19 protein-coding genes and 1 tRNA gene are annotated in these 18630 nt (G+C 60.6%); 14 read left to right on the top strand and 6 right to left on the bottom strand.

Annotated features, from left to right (window positions below):
- Positions 1–37: 37 nt before the first annotated feature.
- Entirely contained in the window at positions 38–538 is a 501-nt protein-coding gene (locus AC0L16_RS25080) for an NUDIX domain-containing protein (RefSeq protein WP_473623928.1), read from the top strand.
- A gap of 1 nt (position 539) precedes the next feature.
- On the opposite strand, the gene AC0L16_RS25075 is transcribed toward AC0L16_RS25080, so the two are convergent.
- Positions 540–1529 carry a glutathione S-transferase family protein gene (locus tag AC0L16_RS25075; protein ID WP_473623927.1) on the bottom strand — a complete coding sequence of 330 codons (990 nt, stop codon included), beginning with the start codon at positions 1527–1529 and terminating at the stop codon, positions 540–542.
- Between the two features lie 295 nt (positions 1530–1824).
- Between AC0L16_RS25075 and AC0L16_RS25070 the strand changes: the two genes are divergently transcribed.
- The 6 genes from AC0L16_RS25070 to AC0L16_RS25045 all read left to right on the top strand — a co-directional run bounded on the left by AC0L16_RS25070 (position 1825) and on the right by AC0L16_RS25045 (position 6696).
- The gene (locus tag AC0L16_RS25070) at positions 1825–2361 is read left to right on the top strand and encodes a GNAT family N-acetyltransferase (RefSeq protein WP_473623925.1); all 537 of its coding nucleotides are present in this window, start codon (positions 1825–1827) and stop codon (positions 2359–2361) included.
- A gap of 178 nt (positions 2362–2539) precedes the next feature.
- The gene (locus tag AC0L16_RS25065) at positions 2540–3301 is read left to right on the top strand and encodes a 3-hydroxyacyl-CoA dehydrogenase (protein WP_473623967.1); all 762 of its coding nucleotides are present in this window, start codon (positions 2540–2542) and stop codon (positions 3299–3301) included.
- A gap of 6 nt (positions 3302–3307) precedes the next feature.
- Complete coding sequence (locus AC0L16_RS25060) at positions 3308–4480, top strand: CaiB/BaiF CoA transferase family protein (RefSeq protein ID WP_473623924.1); 1173 nt, start codon at positions 3308–3310, stop codon at positions 4478–4480.
- A 38-nt stretch (positions 4481–4518) separates the two neighbouring features.
- Complete coding sequence (locus AC0L16_RS25055; RefSeq protein WP_473623922.1) at positions 4519–5280, top strand: HugZ family pyridoxamine 5'-phosphate oxidase; 762 nt, start codon at positions 4519–4521, stop codon at positions 5278–5280.
- 173 nt (positions 5281–5453) lie between these two features.
- Positions 5454–5792, top strand: a complete 339-nt coding sequence (locus tag AC0L16_RS25050; RefSeq protein ID WP_473623921.1) for an ArsR/SmtB family transcription factor — start codon at positions 5454–5456, stop codon at positions 5790–5792.
- Positions 5793–5892: 100 nt separating this feature from the next.
- Entirely contained in the window at positions 5893–6696 is an 804-nt protein-coding gene (locus tag AC0L16_RS25045) for a TrmH family RNA methyltransferase (protein ID WP_473623919.1), read from the top strand.
- A gap of 29 nt (positions 6697–6725) precedes the next feature.
- On the opposite strand, the gene AC0L16_RS25040 is transcribed toward AC0L16_RS25045, so the two are convergent.
- Positions 6726–7874 (bottom strand): coiled-coil domain-containing protein, encoded by a 1149-nt coding sequence (locus AC0L16_RS25040; RefSeq protein ID WP_473623918.1) that lies wholly within the window; start codon positions 7872–7874, stop codon positions 6726–6728.
- Positions 7875–8022: 148 nt separating this feature from the next.
- Positions 8023–8604 carry a DUF1134 domain-containing protein gene (locus AC0L16_RS25035; protein ID WP_473623917.1) on the bottom strand — a complete coding sequence of 194 codons (582 nt, stop codon included), beginning with the start codon at positions 8602–8604 and terminating at the stop codon, positions 8023–8025.
- Between the two features lie 354 nt (positions 8605–8958).
- On the opposite strand from AC0L16_RS25035, the gene chpT reads away from it, so the two are divergent.
- Positions 8959–9588: a histidine phosphotransferase ChpT gene (gene chpT, locus AC0L16_RS25030; RefSeq protein WP_077380165.1), complete on the top strand. Its 630-nt coding sequence runs from the start codon at positions 8959–8961 to the stop codon at positions 9586–9588.
- Positions 9589–9833: 245 nt separating this feature from the next.
- Entirely contained in the window at positions 9834–10202 is a 369-nt protein-coding gene (locus AC0L16_RS25025; RefSeq protein WP_473623915.1) for a response regulator, read from the top strand.
- A 125-nt stretch (positions 10203–10327) separates the two neighbouring features.
- Here the strand turns inward: AC0L16_RS25025 and ctrA are convergent, their stop codons facing one another.
- On the bottom strand, positions 10328–11023 hold the full coding sequence (gene ctrA / locus AC0L16_RS25020) for a response regulator transcription factor CtrA (RefSeq protein ID WP_006203583.1): 696 nt from the start codon (positions 11021–11023) through the stop codon (positions 10328–10330).
- Between the two features lie 451 nt (positions 11024–11474).
- Here ctrA and AC0L16_RS25015 point away from each other — a divergent pair, with 451 nt between their 5' ends.
- On the top strand, positions 11475–11852 hold the full coding sequence (locus AC0L16_RS25015) for a flagellar export protein FliJ (protein WP_473623914.1): 378 nt from the start codon (positions 11475–11477) through the stop codon (positions 11850–11852).
- 371 nt (positions 11853–12223) lie between these two features.
- On the opposite strand, the gene sciP is transcribed toward AC0L16_RS25015, so the two are convergent.
- Entirely contained in the window at positions 12224–12499 is a 276-nt protein-coding gene (gene sciP / locus AC0L16_RS25010; protein ID WP_006203587.1) for a CtrA inhibitor SciP, read from the bottom strand.
- Between the two features lie 290 nt (positions 12500–12789).
- Between sciP and mnmA the strand changes: the two genes are divergently transcribed.
- On the top strand, positions 12790–13980 hold the full coding sequence (gene mnmA, locus AC0L16_RS25005) for a tRNA 2-thiouridine(34) synthase MnmA (RefSeq protein ID WP_473623912.1): 1191 nt from the start codon (positions 12790–12792) through the stop codon (positions 13978–13980).
- A 72-nt stretch (positions 13981–14052) separates the two neighbouring features.
- Here the strand turns inward: mnmA and AC0L16_RS25000 are convergent, their stop codons facing one another.
- Complete coding sequence (locus AC0L16_RS25000; RefSeq protein WP_473623911.1) at positions 14053–15018, bottom strand: Gfo/Idh/MocA family protein; 966 nt, start codon at positions 15016–15018, stop codon at positions 14053–14055.
- A gap of 314 nt (positions 15019–15332) precedes the next feature.
- Here AC0L16_RS25000 and AC0L16_RS24995 point away from each other — a divergent pair.
- The 3 genes from AC0L16_RS24995 to AC0L16_RS24985 all read left to right on the top strand — a co-directional run bounded on the left by AC0L16_RS24995 (position 15333) and on the right by AC0L16_RS24985 (position 18597).
- Positions 15333–15409, top strand: a tRNA-Met gene (locus tag AC0L16_RS24995).
- A 660-nt stretch (positions 15410–16069) separates the two neighbouring features.
- On the top strand, positions 16070–17557 hold the full coding sequence (locus tag AC0L16_RS24990; protein WP_473623910.1) for an ATPase domain-containing protein: 1488 nt from the start codon (positions 16070–16072) through the stop codon (positions 17555–17557).
- A complete protein-coding gene (locus AC0L16_RS24985; RefSeq protein ID WP_473623909.1) occupies positions 17557–18597 on the top strand; it encodes a sensor histidine kinase in 1041 nt (346 codons plus the stop codon). Before AC0L16_RS24990 ends, AC0L16_RS24985 begins: the two co-directional genes overlap by 1 nt.
- The last annotated feature ends 33 nt before the right edge of the window (positions 18598–18630 follow it).

The following is an 18630-nucleotide window of genomic DNA, read 5'->3' as shown; positions in this document are numbered from 1 at the left end:
ACGCGCGCGCTGCTTTCCACCCACGGTTTCGTGGGTGATGATGCGGCCCGATCCGGAGCAAGCTTTCCGCCAGACCGGCTGGCCGGGTCTCAGGGCAAGGCTGTTTCATCTGTATTTCGTGCTGCGGCGGCCGATGACGCTCGGGGTGCGTGGCTTGATCCACGATCGCACCTCCAATTCCGTCTTCCTCATTCGCCATACCTATGTACCGGGCTGGCAGCTTCCCGGCGGTGGCGTCGAGCTGGGCGAGACGATGATCGAGGCGTTGGCGCGCGAGCTCTCCGAGGAGGGCAATATTGCGTTGACCGCGCCACCGGTGCTGAAATCGATGCATTTCAACCGTCGGGCCAGCCGCCGCGACCATGTCGGCCTCTATTTGGTCGAGCAGTTCGATCAAACGGCGCCGAAGCTGCCGGACCGCGAGATCGCCGCAGCCGGTTTCTTTCCGCTCGACCGCCTGCCGGAAGGAACCACGCCGGCCACGTTGCGGCGGATTGACGAGATTTTTGGCGGCGCGGCGGCATCGCCTTACTGGTAGATCACGCTGCCTTCCTGAACCTCGCCCGATCATGCGGCGCGGCGTAGTGCAGTTCCGGCCCGACCGGCACGATGTGCGTCGGGTTGATCGTTTCGTGGCTGCCGTAATAGTGCGCCTTGATGTGGTGCAGGCTCACCGTGCCGGCGACGCCCGGGACCTGGTAGAGGTCGCGCAGATAGTTCGACAGGTTTGGATAGTCGGCGATGCGGCGCAGGTTGCACTTGAAATGGCCGACATAGACCGGGTCGAAGCGGACCAGCGTGGTGAACAGCCGCCAATCGGCCTCGGTGATGCGGTCACCGACGAGATAACGCTGGCGAGACAGGCGATCCTCGAGCTGGTCGAGCGCCGAGAACAGTTCGCCGAACGCTTTCTCATAGGCCGCTTGCGTGGTGGCGAAGCCGGCGCGATAGACGCCGTCGTTGACTGAGGGATAGACCAGAGCATTGACCGCGTCGATTTCGCCGTGCAGTGCTTTCGGATAGAAATCGAGGCTGGCATCGCCCCATTCGTCGAAGGCTGAATTGAGCATCCGAATGATCTCGGAGGACTCATTTGAGACGATTGTCTGTTCTCGCCTGTCCCACAGAACCGGCACCGTCACGCGGCCGGAAAAGGCGGGATCGGCCTTGGTATAGATCTGGTGCAGGAAGTCGAGGCCGTAGAGCGTATCGCCGGTGGCGCCGTCCTCGGCCAGGAAGGTCCAGCCGTTGGCGCCCATGAAATGATGGACGACCGAGAGGGAAATCACGTCCTCGAGTTTTTTCAGTGCCCGAACGATCAGCGTCCGGTGCGCCCAGGGACACGCAAGCGAGACATAGAGATGGTAGCGGCCCGGCTCCGCCTTGAAGCCGCGCGTGCGGCCTTCGGCCGGCCTGCCGTCAACCGTGACCCAATCGCGCCATTGCGACTGCGCCCGCACGAATTCACCGTCGCTCGCCTTGGTGTCGTACCCGCTGTCCTGCCATTTGCCGTCGACCAGCAATCCCATGCGATGTCCTTTCCTCTTTGTAGGGATGTAGGCACAAACCGACGATGCGGAAATCGCCAGGCGTTGAACAGTTCGTCAATCGCCAAGGCGGCAAAGGAAGGCGGCAACCGAAGGGCGGCAAGCAAACGGCCGATTGCAGTGGCTGAAGATTGGTGCTAGCGGAAAATCCGCATGTTTGACTTTGCTTTGATCCGGTTTGACCGACGACGAAAGGGCGCCCGCGCTTGATGAAGCGCTGACTGGCGAACGCTGCCGTTTGCAGCAACCTTTCCCCGTCTACCGGAACGCAAAGACCATGAGCCTTGCCGACGTGAAATACCTGCCGGAAACTCCGGCGCAAGACCCCGAAATCGAAGCCATCAACGACGAAGCCTTCGGGCCGGGCCGTTTCGTGCTGGGCGCCTACAAGATCCGTGAGGGCGGCCCGCATGAACGGGATCTGTCCTTCGTGGCCGTCGATGGCGATATCGTTGTCGCCTCTGTGCGCATGACGCGCATCGCGGCCGGCGCCGGCCGCGCGCTGATGCTCGGACCGCTTGCCGTGCGGCCGGCCTACAAAAATCTTGGCATTGGCCGCCGGCTGGTGGCGATCGCGCTGGAGGCCGCCGCCAAGGCCGGCATGCCGGCCGTAATGCTTGTCGGCGACGAGCCCTATTACGGCCCGCTCGGCTTCAAGAGAATCCCGCGTGGGCAAATCTCCATGCCGCGCCCGGTCGATCCTGACCGGCTTTTGTCGCATGAGATCGTGCCGGGCGCGATGGCACGGCTGGTGGGGGAGGTTTGCCACGCCGATCAGGCAAGGATTGCCGCGCAAATCGCCGCGATGGAGTGACAAACCGAGTGCTGTTGCGCCCTCCTGTCGAGCTTCGTAGCATGTGGCCGATCAGCGCATGACCCCGAAAATCGGAATCGATTTCGGAAAGGATCATGCGCATGCATAAGATAGAGATTTAAAGCGCGTCGATTTGAGCCTGTTTCAATTCGACGCGCTTTGGATGGAGGACGCCGACATGAACCCGAACGGCCAGATTGCAATTGTCACCGGCGGCGGCTCCGGCCTCGGCGAAGCGACGGCACGTGCACTGGCCGCAAAGGGCGCCGGCGTTGCCATCCTCGATCTCGGTATCGAGCGCGCGGCGAAGATTGCCGCCGATATCGGCGGCATCGCTATCCAATGCGACGTAAGCAGCGCCGACGGCGGTGCTGCTTCAGTGGCGGAAGTGGTAAAAAAGTTCGGCGAACCCCGTATTCTGGTCAATTGCGCCGGCATCGCCATCGGCATGAAGACGATCGGCAAGGACGGTCCGCACCCGCTCGACCAATACCGCAAGGTGATCGAGGTCAACTTGATCGGCACCTTCAACATGATCCGCCTCGTCGCCGACCAGGCCGCTAAGCTTGAGCCGCTGGACGGCGGCGAGCGCGGCGTCATAGTCAACACGGCATCGGTCGCCGCCTATGACGGTCAAATCGGCCAGGCGGCCTACTCGGCCTCCAAAGGCGGCGTCGTCGGCATGACGCTGCCGGTGGCGCGCGACCTTGCCCGGTCGGGCATTCGCGTCTGCACCATCGCGCCCGGCATCTTCAAGACGCCGATGATGGCCGGTATGCCGCAAGAGGTGCAGGATTCGCTGGGCGCCGCGGTGCCCTTCCCGTCCCGTCTCGGCGAGCCTTCCGAATATGCAGCCCTTGCGTTGCACATCATCGAAAACCAGATGCTCAACGGCGAGACCATTCGCCTCGATGGCGCCATCCGCATGGCGCCGAAGTAGCCGACCATGAGTGCCGAAGTCGCCCTTCAGGCGAAGACCGGCCCGCTCGCCGGCCTGACGGTGATTGAGATGGCCGGGCTTGGACCGGTGCCTCTGGCCGGCCTGATGCTGTCGGAAATGGGCGCCGAGGTGCTGCGCATCGAGCCGGCTGGGTCAAGCCAGCCGTTTCTGGCGCTACCGGACGAATACGACATCGACTGTCACGGCCGCTCCATCCTGCGGATTGACCTGAAGCGCGGGGAAGGCGCCGAACTGGTGCTGCGCCTTGCCGAAAAGGCCGACATGCTGGTCGAAGGGTTTCGTCCCGATGTCATGGAGCGGCTTGGTCTCGGGCCCGATGCGGTACTGGCGCGCAATCCGGCCCTGATCTACGGCCGCATGACGGGGTTCGGCCAGGACGGTCCGCTATCGGGACGTGCCGGCCACGACATCACCTACCTCGCCTATTCGGGTGTGCTGCATGCCATCGGCCAGCAAGGAGTCCGGCCAGTCCCACCGCTCAACCTTGTCGCCGACTACGGCGGCGGCGCCATGATGCTGGTCGCCGGCGCACTGGCCGCCCTGTTTGAGCGCTCGCGCTCCGGCAAGGGTCAGGTGATCGACGCCGCGATGACCGAGGGCGCTTCTATGCTGGCGACACCTGTGCACGCCCTGATGGCGGCGGGCCTGTGGAGTGACACGCGTGGCGCGAACCTGCTCGATTCCGGCGCGCCCTTTTACGACACCTATGAGACCGCGGACGCACGGCACGTCGCCGTCGGCTGCCTTGAGCCCCGGTTCTTCGCCGAATTCGCAAGACTGCTGCCGCTCGACCAAATTTTTGTACGCGGCCAATACGACAGGAATTTGTGGCCGCAGATGCGGGCCGCCATTGTCGACCGGGTCGGGCAGAAGACACGGGACGACTGGGACCGTCTGTTTGCTGCGACCGATGCTTGCGTCGCACCGGTCTTGTCGCTGCGGGAAGCCAGGGATCATCCGCACAATCGCGCTCGCAACGCCTTTGTGATGTCGGGTGCGCTTGAGCGGCCCGCCCCGGCGCCGCGCTTTTCGCGCTCCCGGCCGACGCTTGCCGCCATGCCGCCCGATCACGATTGTCAGGCGGCGACCGTGCTGGCACGCTTCGGCCTTTCGGAAAGCGAAACTGAGGCCCTTGTCAAATCCGGTGTGATACGTTGATAACTGGAGAGCAAGGATCAGCTTAAGACGGTGTGGATTTGAACGATCGAAAGAAGGACGTGATCCGCGAGACCGACGCCGAAGCGATCAGGCTGGCGAAGACGTTGATGCGCAGCGCCCGTTTCGGCGCGCTGGCGGTGATCGAGCCCGGGACCGGTTCGCCGCTGGCCAGCAGGGTTGGTGTCGCCACCGATATCGACGGCACGCCGCTGATCCTTGTATCGATGCTGTCCGCCCATACCGGCGCGATCCTTGCCGACCCGCGCTGTTCGCTGCTTGTCGGCGAGCCCGGCAAGGGCGACCCGCTGGCGCACCCACGGTTGACGCTCGTCTGTCGGGCGGCACGGCTTGAGCGTGGATCCGACGAGCACGCCCGCGCCGAACGGCGCTATCTCAACCGCAACCCCAAGGCGAAGCTCTATGCCGGTCTTGGCGACTTCTCGATCTTCCGCCTCGAGCTGGAGCGCGCCAGCCTCAACGGCGGCTTTGGCAAGGCCTACCTGCTCGAACGCGCCGATCTGGTCACGACCGCGCCGATCGTCGACGAGCTTGCCGCTGGCGAACAATCCGCCCTCGACCATATGAATGCCGATCATAGCGACGCAATTGCCGTCTACGCGCGCCACTTCGCCAAGGCGGCGGGCGACGGCTGGCTCGTCACCGGCTTTGACGCCGACGGCATGGACCTGGCATTGGGCGACGATGTCTGCCGGGTGTTCTTTCCCGAGCCATTGAGGACGGCGCGCGAGCTCAGGCATGTTCTGGTCGACATGGCAAAAACCGGCCGAGTGGCGGATTAAACACAGTCCGACAGTTAATCGCGTCGGGTCGAAAGCAAGTCTTGAGGTTTGAGCTAGATGTTCTACGCTTTCCCGGTAGCGTTGAATCGCCAGCGCACATTCGCAAGTGAGCCTATGGAATCAGACGCTATTGCCCCCATAGCGCCGGAGGAGCAGGAAGGTATGGGGGATCGATGGTCTCGAAAAAGCTAATCGCCAATGCCGAATCAGCGGCTTCGTTTCTGACGCTGATGGGCAACGAGAAACGACTTTTGATCATGATCTACCTGGCCGACGGTGAAATGTCGGTCGGCGCTATCGCCGAAAAGGTTCTGCTCAGCCAGTCCGCCCTGTCACAGCATCTGGCCAAACTGCGGGCGCTCGATCTCGTCGAGACCCGGCGCGACCGGCAGATGATCTACTATTCCTGTAAATCCGATGCCGTGCGCGAACTTCTCAACACGCTGCACGAGATTTTTGGCGAGGGTGAGCTACCGCAGATGGCATACCGCCCGCGTCGCTCCGGGACTTGACCGGCCAATGCATGTCGCCCAAAGCCGGCAGCATGCATAAGATAAGAATTGGTCCGAGCGCCCCACCGCGATCGGGCCGATGCGGTCAGTTGAGGCAAGCATGCGCAGCATTCGTATCGACGACCCGCAAGACCCGCGCGTCGCCGCCTATCTCGACATTCGCGAGCGCGATCTTGCCGGGCGGCAAGGTCGTTTCGTTGCCGAAGGCAAGGTGGTGCTCGAAATGCTGCTCGCGGCCAAACGCTTTACCGCCGAATCGGTGCTGGTACTCGAAAACCGGCTGGCAGGCCTCGACGCAACCCTGCGCAAGGCGCCCGCGGACCTTCCGGTCTACGTGGCGGCCAGCGAGGTCATGGACAGGATTGCCGGCTTTCACATGCATCGCGGCATATTGGCGATCGGCCGCAAGGGCGAGGCGCAGCCTGCAGAGGCCTTGCTGGATACCCTGCCCGCCAGCGCGTTGATCGTCGTGCTGGTCGGAATCGCAAACCATGACAATATGGGCTCGATCTTTCGCAACGCCGCCGCCTTCGGCGCCGATGCCGTGTTTCTGGACGCGACCTGCTGCGATCCTCTGTACCGCAAGGCGATCCGCGTTTCGGTCGGCGCCGCGCTGAAAATTCCTTTTGCCTCCTTTACTGAGACTGTCGGCTTCATCGCGGCGCTCGACCGGCTGGGCTTCGGTCAATTCGCGTTGTCGCCGCGCGGGCAAACCGACATCCGCGACGCGAAAAGGACCGAACGACTGGCACTCTATCTCGGCACTGAAGGCGAAGGCCTGCCCGAGATGCTGCTCGCCCGGCTGCGGACGGTGCGGATCGATATGACAGAAGGCTTCGACAGCCTGAATGTCGCCGCCGCGTCAGCCATCGCCTTACATCATTTCTCGGCAAGCAGGACCTGAGCCGCAGAAGTCAGCATCACTGCCTGGGCTCAATGCGCCGATTCGGCCTTCTGCAGCGCCCGCACGCGATCGGCAAGGCTGCGTTCACCGCTTCCCGGTTGGTTGGGTGCCGCAAGAACCTTTGCGATCGGCGATTCCGGCCCGTCGAGCTTCGCCGTCAGGGCGACGACCTGCGCCGCCAGGTCGCTCATCTGCTCACGCAACGCAGCGCTGGCGCCTTCGGGTTTGGATGCCGCGTAGGCGGCAAGATCCGTTTTCAGCCTGTTGTTCTCGCTGGCCAGTGCCATCAATCTCGCCTCCAACTGCTCCCGGTCGCTGTCGAGCTTGGCGATAGCTTTTTCGATATCGCCCTTGACGGCCACATCGGCCTGACTGCCTTGCGCTCCGACGAGACGCACCGCCGCCGACGCGTTTTCCACGCTTTCGCTCTTCAGCTTTTCGCGAAGCCGCGCGATTTCCTTTTCGCGGCGTTCAAGCTTGTCCTCGCGATCGGCAAGCGTGGCGAGCAGGCGCTCGATCTTCTTGTCCAGTTCGCCGGTCCTTTTCTTCTCGGCTTTCAACGCGTCTCGCGCGGCCTTGCTCTCGGCCGCGATCTCCTGTTGGCGCCTGTCCGCCTCCTTGCGCTGGCCGCGCAGCACTGAAATGTCATCGGCCAGCTTTTGCAATTCGGATTCGCGCGCCACAAGTTCGATCTGACGGCTGCTGGAAGAAAAGCTGGCGTCGTCATACATGTGCTCCAGTTTTTTCAGCTCGATCACACGCTTTTCCAGGGCATGCTCGGTTTGAGCAAGCCGATCCGACAAAAGCTGCAACTGGTCTTTGCGCTGCCGAAGGTCTTCGCCCTTGGCCTCGAGCGCGGAAAGGGCCTGTTCCTTGTCCTTCCGCTCGAGCGCCAGTTCCTTCAGTGCTTCGCGGCCACGGCCGATCTCAACAAGCTGTTCGGCCGATTTCTCGCGCAACGCCTTGACGCTCATCTCAAGCCGACGCGTCGCCATGGCGAACTCGGCGCGGATGCGATCCTTCTCCGCCTGGATCTCGGCCAGCGTCAGCGGCATCGAGCCCTCGATGCGTTTACGCGTCAGCATCACGGCCCGCCGCCAGATGGCCGGGGCAATCATCAGCGCCAGAAAGCCGGCGCAGAGAAAGCCGAGGACAAAGAACAGGACCGACTGAACCAAGGTGACTATCCGTTATGAACGGCAAACAACCGTAAGCGACTGTGCCACGTTCGCATGACGGAATTCCAGTGCCGCGGCAAGGGTCTGCCGCAGCAATGTTCAGACCGTCGATCCTGGAAACAATCGCGGTGACGAGGCAACCGCTTGCTCAGAATGGATTCCAGGTGGCGCGCTGGGTAAGCTTGAGGTAGCCGAGATTGACGCCAAGTCGGGCGCCGACGCCGGTACGGATCGGCACCAGCAGCACATTGTTGTTCTTCATCACGTTGAAGCCGACGCCAGCCACGAGGTAGGCGGAGCCGGCAAGGCCGCCGAAACGATTGTAGAGGCTGTTCACATCGTCGAGATTATAGACCAGCATCATCACCCGCGAGCCCTCGCCGCCAAAATCCCAGCCGAGCGACGGACCCTGCCAGAACACTTTGTGATCGCCGGCATTCTTGGTGTAGAGTGTGCCTTCACCATAGGTCAGGCCACCGATCAGGGCGCCCGAGCCCTCCTCGCCAAGCAAATAGCCATTGGGCAGGCCATAGGAGGAGAAAATCTTCTCCACGACGGTGGCGAGCCCGCCCGACGTAGCACCGAAGAATTTATGACCGGAATCGACGATCTCCTGAGCGGTGTATTCCTGGGCCCGCGAAGGCGAGGTTGAAAAGGCGACAAGGCCCATGAGAGCGATCGCCATTGAGAAGACACGGAAAAAACTCCGGTCGTAGTATCGGGAAAACATGCTTCCAATCTCCGTCAGGGAGCACTTTCGCCGACGCCTCGCATCCGTGCGGCTCTTTGGCGGCCGTTAAGGATGACTGTTATGGACAAACTATGACGTAATCCTTTTTCAACCATTAAACTTTCACATGAAGATGGCGGTTAGAGGCTGGTTTCGAGCTGGTTTCGCGTCGCTCCGCAGTATCGCACCCTGCGTGAACACACCATTTTCGATAAGACAATTCCGGATTTGTTGCTGCACGCTCAGGCGCTGTGTATTCAGTAGGCCTTGGGAGAGCGAGCGTGATTCGTGTGGACAGGAGTGATCATTGATCGCCCGGCCATTTCCAGTGAAAATTTGCAGGGACTTTCGCCGATGGCCGAGCTTTTCACCCTTTCCGCACCCGATCTCGCCGCGCTTTTGTGCAGCCGGGTCTGCCACGACATCATTTCGCCGGTCGGCGCCATAAACAACGGGCTTGAGCTGCTCGACGAAGGCGGCGCCGACGAAGACGCCATGAAATTGATTCGCCAGAGCGCCAGAAACGCTTCGGCCCGCCTGCAATTCGCCCGCATCGCCTTCGGCGCAGCCGGTTCTGCCGGCATGATGATCGACACCGGGGATGCCGAGGCCGTTGCGATCGCCTTCTTGAAGAACGAGAAGCCGGAACTGATCTGGAACGGAACCCGTGCGCTGCTGCCCAAGAACAAGGTAAAGCTGCTGCTCAACCTCATTCTCGTCGCCAACGCTGCCATTCCGCGTGGCGGCAAGCTTACGGTCACGCTTGAAAACCTCGACACGGAACCACGCTTTGCGCTCGCCGCGAGCGGTCCGATGCTGCGCGTGCCGCCCAAATTCCTGGAGCTCCATTCCGGCAACAAACCTGAAGAACCGATCGACGCTCATTCGGTGCAGCCCTACTACACACTGCTTTTGGCGCGCGAGGCGAACATGACGATATCGATCCACGCGACCGCGGAAGAAATCGTCCTCTCGGCTGCTTGAACTACCAAGCTGATTGAAACGAACAGACGAGCGTTGTTCAGACAATATTTACCGCGACATCACGGCCGAAGGAAATTAACCCCCAAGGCTAGATCGGCCGAAGCATCGGTAAAGAAGTTTCCGCAAAAGCTGTTCTTGCAAGAATTTTACCTATTGGCTTTTCAGCTTCTTTACCGGATTGACCCTACGGTGCCTTCCAGGACCGCGACGCTGCCGGATTGCCACATGGCAAAGAGGGCCCGGAAATGAAACGCTGCATGTTCATCGACGATTCGAGCGTCATCAGGAGGGTTGCAAAGCGCATCCTGGGTGGTTCCGACATACTGGTCATCGAAGCTGCCAGCGGGCTTGATGCGGTTGAGATGTGCACTGCCGACATGCCGGATATCATCATTGTCGACGGCGCCTTGCAGGACATGCAGGCCGAAGACGTCATCCGCCGCGTACGCGCCATGGAAAGTCCGATACCGCCCCAGATCCTGATTTCGCTGGTTGAGGTCGACGTCGCTTCGATCATGCGGGCAAAGCGCGCCGGCGCCCAAGGCTATCTGCTGAAGCCGTTCACTCGGCCGCAACTTCTCGAGCGCTTCCGCACCTTGAGATTTGCCGCCTGATTCGCCACCGGTGGCGCATGGCCGCGGAAATCGGCGCTCCAATATCTGCGACATGACATAAAAACGCAAAATCCGGCCGAAGCCGGATTTTTGTCGGAAAAATCGATCGGATCGGCGTCGTCAGCTCAGGCGCTGACGCGGATGTCTTCCGGCTCGCGCAGCACGTAGCCGCGACCCCAAACCGTCTCGATGTAGTTCTGGCCGCCGGAAGCAGCGTCGAGCTTCTTGCGCAGCTTGCAGATGAAGACGTCGATGATCTTCAGTTCCGGTTCGTCCATGCCGCCGTAAAGGTGGTTGAGGAACATTTCCTTCGTCAGCGTGGTGCCTTTGCGCAGCGAGAGCAGCTCCAGCATCTGGTATTCCTTGCCGGTCAGATGCACGCGCTGGCCACCGACCTCAACGGTCTTGGCATCAAGGTTGACCACCAGGTCGCCGGTGGTGATGACCGACTGGGCATGGCCCTTGGAGCGCCGCACGATAGCGTGGATGCGGGCGACCAGTTCGTCCTTGTGGAACGGCTTGGTCATATAGTCGTCTGCGCCGAAGCCGAGGCCACGTACCTTGTCCTCGATGCCGGCCATGCCGGAGAGGATAAGGATCGGCGTCTTCACTTTGGAAAGGCGAAGTGTTCTCAACACCTCGTACCCCGACATGTCAGGGAGATTGAGATCGAGAAGGATGATGTCGTAGTCGTACAGCTTGCCTAGATCGACCCCTTCTTCGCCAAGATCGGTCGTATAGACATTGAAACTTTCCGATTTCAGCATCAGCTCGATGCTTTGTGCGGTCGCACTGTCATCTTCTATCAGCAGAACACGCATTTCATTCCCCTTTTCTGCTGCCGGACCATTTCACGACCCGTCCAGGACCGGAGCAGTGATTGCCTGAGCAGAGGCTGCCATCGAATGGTTAACAAAACCTAATTCCGTGCCGTTGACGGTAACAGATTTTTTAACCCCTTTCTACACCTTGTTGAATCTAATAGTAAATCACAGAACCAAACCGCTAATGCTAAACATTAATAAGCCGGACTAAGTGACTCCAGGGACTCGCTGGCCGTGCTTCCGCATCGAGAGCCTGAATTTTTACCCGGCCTTAAGTCCTGAGCCGTATGATTAACAATGCCCGTAAACGAATGGTTACCGCCGGTAAAAAACTTTAGGAATTTGTTTCCCATAGTTCTGGTAAAGTCGGTGGAAGCGGGACGAAGCCTGAGTTTGCCAGGCGGATTAGACGATATGTGCAGGTGTGCGTTTCCAGGAGTACCGAATCATGAAGTCACGTGAAAACCTCGTTCGGCTGAAGCAGTTTCAGGTGAACGAGAAGCGGCGGCAGTTGCTGCAACTCGACATGATGATCGCCGAATTCGAGCGCATGGCTGTCGAACTGGAACTCCAGATCAGTGCCGAAGAAAAGAAAGCCGGCATCACCGACATCAACCATTTTGCCTACCCGACCTTCGCCAAGGCAGCGCGCCTGCGCCGCGACAACCTCAGGAATTCGCAAAGCGACCTCGCCCAGCAGCGTAGCGTTGCCGAATCACTGCTCGGCGAAGCCGAAGCGGAGCTTTCCAAAGCCGAAATGCTCGAATCACGCGACACCAAGATCCGCGACGCCGAGACCAGCGGCCGCAGCGCCATGATCGGCTGAAAACAGGCTTTAAGGGCGGTCAACACCCAGCGATCAGCACCCAGCGATCAGGGCGTTGCTCATCTGGAACCATCTTGCAAGCGGCGCGCCGCCCCTCATCTGGCTGCCGCCATCTTCTCCACGTGAACGGGGAGAAGGACGCCGCCATCAACGATTTCGCCAATTTCCAGCGTCGCAGAAAGAGCGCCAAGGCTGCGGCCAGCTTCTTTCTCCCCGATTACGGGGAGAAATGCCCGGCAGGGCAATGAGGGGCGACGTGACGGTCGAAACAAGTCGCCCAGGCCAAACGGTGCTTGCGCACCACGCGGCAGGCCGGCGCACACGCAAAAAGGGCGCGGATGTCGCGCCTTTTTGACTTCCTTGAACCAGCCCTAATGCCGATATTGCTGGATGCGCGTCGTGCGCAGCCCGGCAAGGCCATATTCGTCGATCGACGCTTGCCAGGACAGGAATTCCTCGGTGGTCAGCTTGTAGCGCTGGCATGCCTCTTCGAGGCTCAGCAGCCCGCCCCGTACCGCCGCCACCACTTCCGCCTTGCGCCGGATAACCCAGCGACGTGTGTTCGTCGGCGGCAGATCGGCAATCGTAAGGGGGCTGCCGTCAGGCCCGATAACATATTTGACGCGCGGTCTAACAAGATCGGTCATCGTACTCTCTACTAAAAACTCAAAGACCCAATCCCCACCACATTACCGCCACAGCTTTAAAAATTGCCTAAGCGAACCCTAATAGCTAGGTAAGGATCATGAACGCCGCGTTAGTCTTTTCGTCGGCATTTGAGGCATCTGCCCAGCAAGCGCCGAATCCGTGGTAAAAAAATCGGCCGGTTCGCGAAGCTGGCGCAGCCGGAAAGCTTGACCTATATTCCGGCCATTGGCATTCAAGCGCCGTCATCCAGGGCGCCCTCATCCAGAGCGCCGTGCAGAACGAAAGAACCATGAACAGCCTCGATCTTCCCGGACGCCCCGAAGATACCCGCATCGTTGTCGCCATGTCGGGCGGCGTCGATTCGTCGGTCGTTGCCGGCCTTTTGAAGCATGAAGGCTATGATGTCGTCGGGGTCACACTGCAGCTCTACGACCATGGCGCGGCAACGCACCGGGCCGGCTCGTGCTGCGCCGGCCAGGACATCGACGACGCCCGCCGCGTCTCCGAGACGCTCGGCATTCCGCATTATGTGCTCAATTACGAGGAGCGCTTCCGCAAGGCCGTGATCGACCCTTTTGCCGAGAGCTATGTGGCCGGCGAAACGCCGATCCCTTGCGTTTCCTGCAACCAGACGGTGAAATTCGCCGACCTCCTGGCGACCGCCAAGGAGCTCGGCGCCGAGGCGCTGGCCACCGGCCATTACATCCGTTCAGGCGCCAATGGCACTCATCGCGCATTGTACCGGCCGGTCGACGCGGACCGCGACCAGAGCTATTTCCTGTTCGCCACCACACAGGCGCAGATCGACTACCTGCGCTTTCCGCTCGGCGGCCTGTCGAAGCCGCAGGTTCGCGCCATCGCCGAGGAAATGGGGCTGACGGTCGCTGCCAAGCAGGACAGCCAGGACATCTGCTTCGTGCCGCAGGGTAAGTACTCCGATATCATCGCCAAGCTGAAGCCGACTGCTGCCAATCCGGGCGACATCGTCCATATCGACGGCCGCGTGCTCGGCCGCCATGAAGGCATTTTGCGCTACACGATCGGTCAGCGCCGCGGCATCGGCATTGCCTCGGGCGAGCCGCTCTACGTCGTCCATCTCGACGCCGACCGGGCCCGCGTCGTCGTTGGCCCGCGCGAGGCGCTGGAAACGCACAAGATCTATTTGCGCGACATGAACTGGCTGGGCGACGCTGCGCTGTCAGATATCCCGGCCGCCGGGCTGGAACTTTTCGCCAAGGTCCGCTCGACACGCCCGCCACGCCCGGCCGTGCTGCATCACAACGCCGGCATCACTTCGGTGGAACTGGTCGACGGCGAGTCCGGTATCGCGCCCGGCCAGGCCTGCGTGCTCTATTCCGACGACGGCAACGAGGCCCGCGTGTTCGGCGGCGGCTTCATCGAGCGTTCCGAACGCGGCGCCGAGGCCGAGGCGATGCTGACGCGGCTGGCGGCCCGGCCGGCGCAGATTCCCGCCGAATAGACGACATTCCCGATTCCATCGGGATGGATCAGGCTCTGATACAGCTGCACTTTCTCTCAGCCCGCACTTCTCTCAGGAAGACGATCCGGTGTGGGCAACCGTGCCAGCGGTCAGGATACGCAGCACCCTGATGGCTTCCTCGCCGCTGGTACGCGGTTCTGCCCGCGTCTCGATGCATTGGATGAAATGCTCGAGCTCTCGCGTCAGCGGCATGCCCTCGCCCACTGCCACATAGGACGGCTCGTTGGTGGTGAAGGCCCATTGGCCGCTGTCTTGCCATACCGCGTGGCGGTAGACGGCGAGCTTGCGCTCCCACGGCTCGACATCGTCGAACACCGCCATCGCCTTGGTGCCGACCACGGTCAGCCGCCGTTCGCGGTAGGGATTGAGGCGCGAGGCGAAGAGGTGGCTGCGCAGACCGTTGGGAAAGCGCATGTGCAGATGCGCGAAATCGCTGAGATTGTCGAGAAGCGCTGCCCCTTCGCCACGCACCTCGATCGGTTCCGTGCCGGTGATGGCCAGGATCATCGACAGATCGTGCGGCGCCAGATCCCACAGCGCATCGTTTTCGGTGTGGAATTTGCCGAGTCCGAGCCGGTGCGAATGGATATAGCGGACCTCGCCGAGCTCGCCATTGTCGATCAGCGCCTTCAACGTCTCGAAGGCGGGATGAAAGCGCAGCACATGACCGACCATGAAGACGCGGTCATTGTCGACCGCCGCCTTCACCGAACGCTCGGCATCGGCCACCGTCAGCGCGATCGGCTTCTCCACCAGCACGTCCTTGCCGCCCTGGACGGCGCGCACCGCCATATCGGCGTGGAACTGCGGCGGCAGCGCCATCACGATGGCGTCGATGTCGCTGCGCACAAACAGCGCCTCCGGCTCGATCGCCAGACAATCCTGCTCACTGGCGAAACCTTCGGCGCGGGCAGGGTTGACGTCCGAGACCGCGTGCAGCGCGCCGAGCGCCTTGAGGGTGCGGATGTGGTTGCTGCCCCAGTATCCGCAACCGAGGACTGCAATGCGCGGTTTCATCATTCCAACTCTAGAATTTCGTGGCCGAGACATAGCGGCGCGCCCCGCCGAACTCAACCCGGCATTTCTGTGCCCAATTATCTGCCCGGCAAAGCTTTTCGGCCATCAGAGCGACGTGCGTCCGCCCGGACACACAAAGTACGTCTCAAGATCGTGAAGCTTGGCGACGCGACAGGATGCGATAGAGTGTGGCGCCAGACCGGCTGCATCGATGCTTGACAGGCTTGGCGTCCCAACCTTATATCCGCCCGACCTTGGCGAACGCTTCGACATGCCTTCTGATTTGAGGCGGATTTCGGGCCTTTCGCCGCCCTGGCGGGGTAGCTCAGTTGGTTAGAGCACGGGAATCATAATCCTGGGGTCGGGGGTTCAAGTCCCTCTCCCGCTACCACTCAATTCTCCCGGAACGTTCTCTGCGTAGACTTGGCGGCTCAGAAACCCCGCAGAACTGCTGGCTTTCGGCCGAAAGCTGGGGACTGTTGCTGGTAGTGAAGGTGCCTTTTTTGCTCTCTGTCAGCCCCTATTCTCCAAAGCTGGGGAGTGCGCCTTTTTACTCCCTAGCTTTCCTCCATTGAAATCACAGGGTTTTCCGGCTCGAGGCTGGGGGTCGTTTGGTGCAACGGGCCGCTATGCGGAGAACACAGAAAGCAAACCGACCGGTGACCAATTAGTCAGCCGCTTCGGCCTAGGAGCAGGGCTCCGGTGCCGAACTTCAAATGTCTGGAAGGGGGCCCCAACGGACAGTCCGCTCTTGATTTGAAGTATGAAAAGTAGCCGTTCAAGGCGAGCGGGCCGCTCAGCGACTCGTACACTCTGTCGGCGGCCGGATTCCGGTAGCCAGAATCGCAATGCGGCTCCATACGGCTGCCGCGTCACGTGTTGAACATCTTTGGTGCCGCTACGAGCGGCTGGGCCGCGTGGAGGCGAACTGCGACTTCGTCCGCCGCAATAGTCCGTCCGACCACATACGGGCGTGAGAACGGCATATCGGGCGTACGGAACTATTGAAAATGCTGGCCGTTAGGGTGTTCACCAAGCCGAAGGGGCCAACGTGGAAACTGACGACGCTTCACCGATAGTCACAGGAGTTGAAGGCCTCGATTATGTCCTTCGAGGTGGGTACGCCAAGTTCCGATCTCATCTCGTCGAAGGCAGACCCGGCTCGGGAAAGACCACACTCGGGCTGCAGTTTTTGCTCAATGGCGCGCAGAACAAGGAGAGATGCCTCTACATCACACTATCCGAAAGTAAGCGCGAGCTGCTTTCGGTCGCGAGCCGACATGGCTTGAGCCTCGATGGCATAGAGATCCTAGAACTTGTCCCTCCAGAGCTCAGCCTCGATCCATCCCAGCTCCAGACATTGGTTCATTCTTCCGATCTCGAGCTTGGCGAGACCGTGCAATCAGCGCTGGCTGAAATCGAGCGCCTCAAGCCAGACCGTGTCGTGTTCGATTCGCTATCCGAAATCCGTCTCTTGTCACAAGGCTCGTTGCGCTATCGGCGGCAAGTACTGGCACTTAAGAGCTTTTTCCTGCTCAGCAACGCAACTGTCCTATTGCTCGATGACCTGACCGCAGAACATGACGATCTAAATTTGCACTCGATCAGTCACGGCGTCATTAGGTTGGAACAGCTGTCGCCGGTGTACGGCGGAGAGCGACGGCGGCTGCGCGTCATCAAGATGCGTGGGGTACAAATCCGCGGTGGCTACCACGATTTCGTCATTCGGCCGGGCGGCCTGACCGTGTTTCCCAGGCTTGTCGCTTCCGAGCATGAGATGGTCGAGTATGGCCCACCTGCTTCAAGCGAAACTTCAATTGACAACTTGGCTGGCGGAGGCTTGGGGCGCGGCACCAGCACCCTGCTTATGGGTCCCTCCGGGGTGGGAAAATCAACGATTGCCAGCGCGTATTGTCATGCTGCGCTCCTCCGAGGCGAAACCGTCCTGGTGCTCTTGTTCGACGAGACAAAACGAATCTTCATGGCGCGCGCTTCAGGCCTCGGCATGGATCTGGAGGCGTTTGCCGAAGAGGGCAGATTGTTGCTGGAACAGATCGACCCGGCGGAGCTTTCGCCTGGTGAGCTGTCGGCGCGCATTCAGTCCGCCGTAGAACGGTCAAATGCAAGGATCGTCGTCGTCGACAGCCTAACCGGCTACCTTAACACCATGTCTGGAGAGCAGCATCTCGTGCTTCAAATGCACGAGATCCTTACCTATCTCAATCACAAGGGAGTGGTTACAATTCTGGTTTTGGCCAATCATGGATTGATTGGCCAAGTGGCAGCTCCTGTGGAAATGACGTATCTCTGCGATTCCGTCATGCTTTTGCGCTTCTTCGAGAGTGGCGGCCGCTTGAGGCGCGCTATTTCGGTCGTAAAAAGGCGCGTAGGCCCGCACGAAGACACCATTCGTGAGTTCAAAATCACCGCCGCTGGATTGGCTGTGGGTGAGCCACTGGAGGATTTCCGAGGCATCCTTACGGGCGTGCCTTCATTCGAGGGCAAGAAGGCCGACCTTCTCGAAGGTGAGCCGTCCTGATGACACTGGACCCGGAAGTTCTTGTGCTTGCGCCGATAGGGCGTGATGGCAAGATTGCAAGTTCGATCCTCGCTGCCAGTCGGATCAGTTCATGCATCTGCTCGAGTCTCGACGAAGCAATGCCGCTTCTGGACCGCGCACATTGCCTTGTCGTTGCCGAGGAGGCACTGATCAGCGCCGATCGCAGTCTGTTTGTAGCTTGGCTCGATAATCAGCCGGCGTGGTCAGATTTTCCAATCGTGCTTCTGACAATGCGTGGCACCGAGTTCGACAAGCGGCTTGCGTTTCTCGATCGTCATCTGATCGTGCTTGAACGGCCGTTTCTGGCCTCGAGTTTCGCCAACTCTGTGCGATCTGCTCTGCGCGCCCGCGCCCGCCAGATCGAGGTCAAGTCCTATATCGAACAGAAGCAGGAAGTGACGCAGCGGCAGAACCTGCTGATCCGGGAACTGCATCATCGCGTTAAGAACACGCTGGCCAATGTTAGGGCCATGATGGGCGCAACGGCCATGTCAACCGATGGCGTTGAGGAGTTCGTGCGTAATTTCTCGGCCAGGATCGTCTCACTGGCCGAAACGCATTCAATTTTGACGGACGACTACTGGCAGACCGCCTCTTTGAACAAACTTCTTGAGGGGGAACTCCGACATTACGAGACAGACGACAGCCCACGCATACGGCTTGAAGGACCGAACGTCGCGCTCATTGCCGACATTGCCGTACCGGTCGGTATGGCCCTCCATGAGCTTGCCTCCAATTCGGCGAAATTCGGGGCGTTGTCTCGGCCTGAAGGTCAGCTTGCCGTCTGTTGGTCAGTCGGCAGTTCTGGTGCTGGGCAGACGCTCAACCTGGCCTGGCAGGAGCGCAACGGACCCCCGGTTCAGACGCCGACACGGCGGGGTTTTGGCACCGCGCTTCTAGAAAAGGTGGTACCCGTGCAATGTGATGCCAAGGTTGAACTCGACTATCAACAAGATGGCCTGCGCTTCACCTTGGTTCTACCGCTGCGCGAGACAAGGCTCGTGCCTTCCTACTCGTGAACCTCACCGCGGCTTTAAATTTGGCGATGGCCG

The organism is Mesorhizobium sp. WSM4848, from assembly GCF_055811375.1.
The sequence above is the reverse complement of the archived record's forward strand: the minus strand, read 5'-3'. Positions and strand labels throughout refer to the sequence as shown.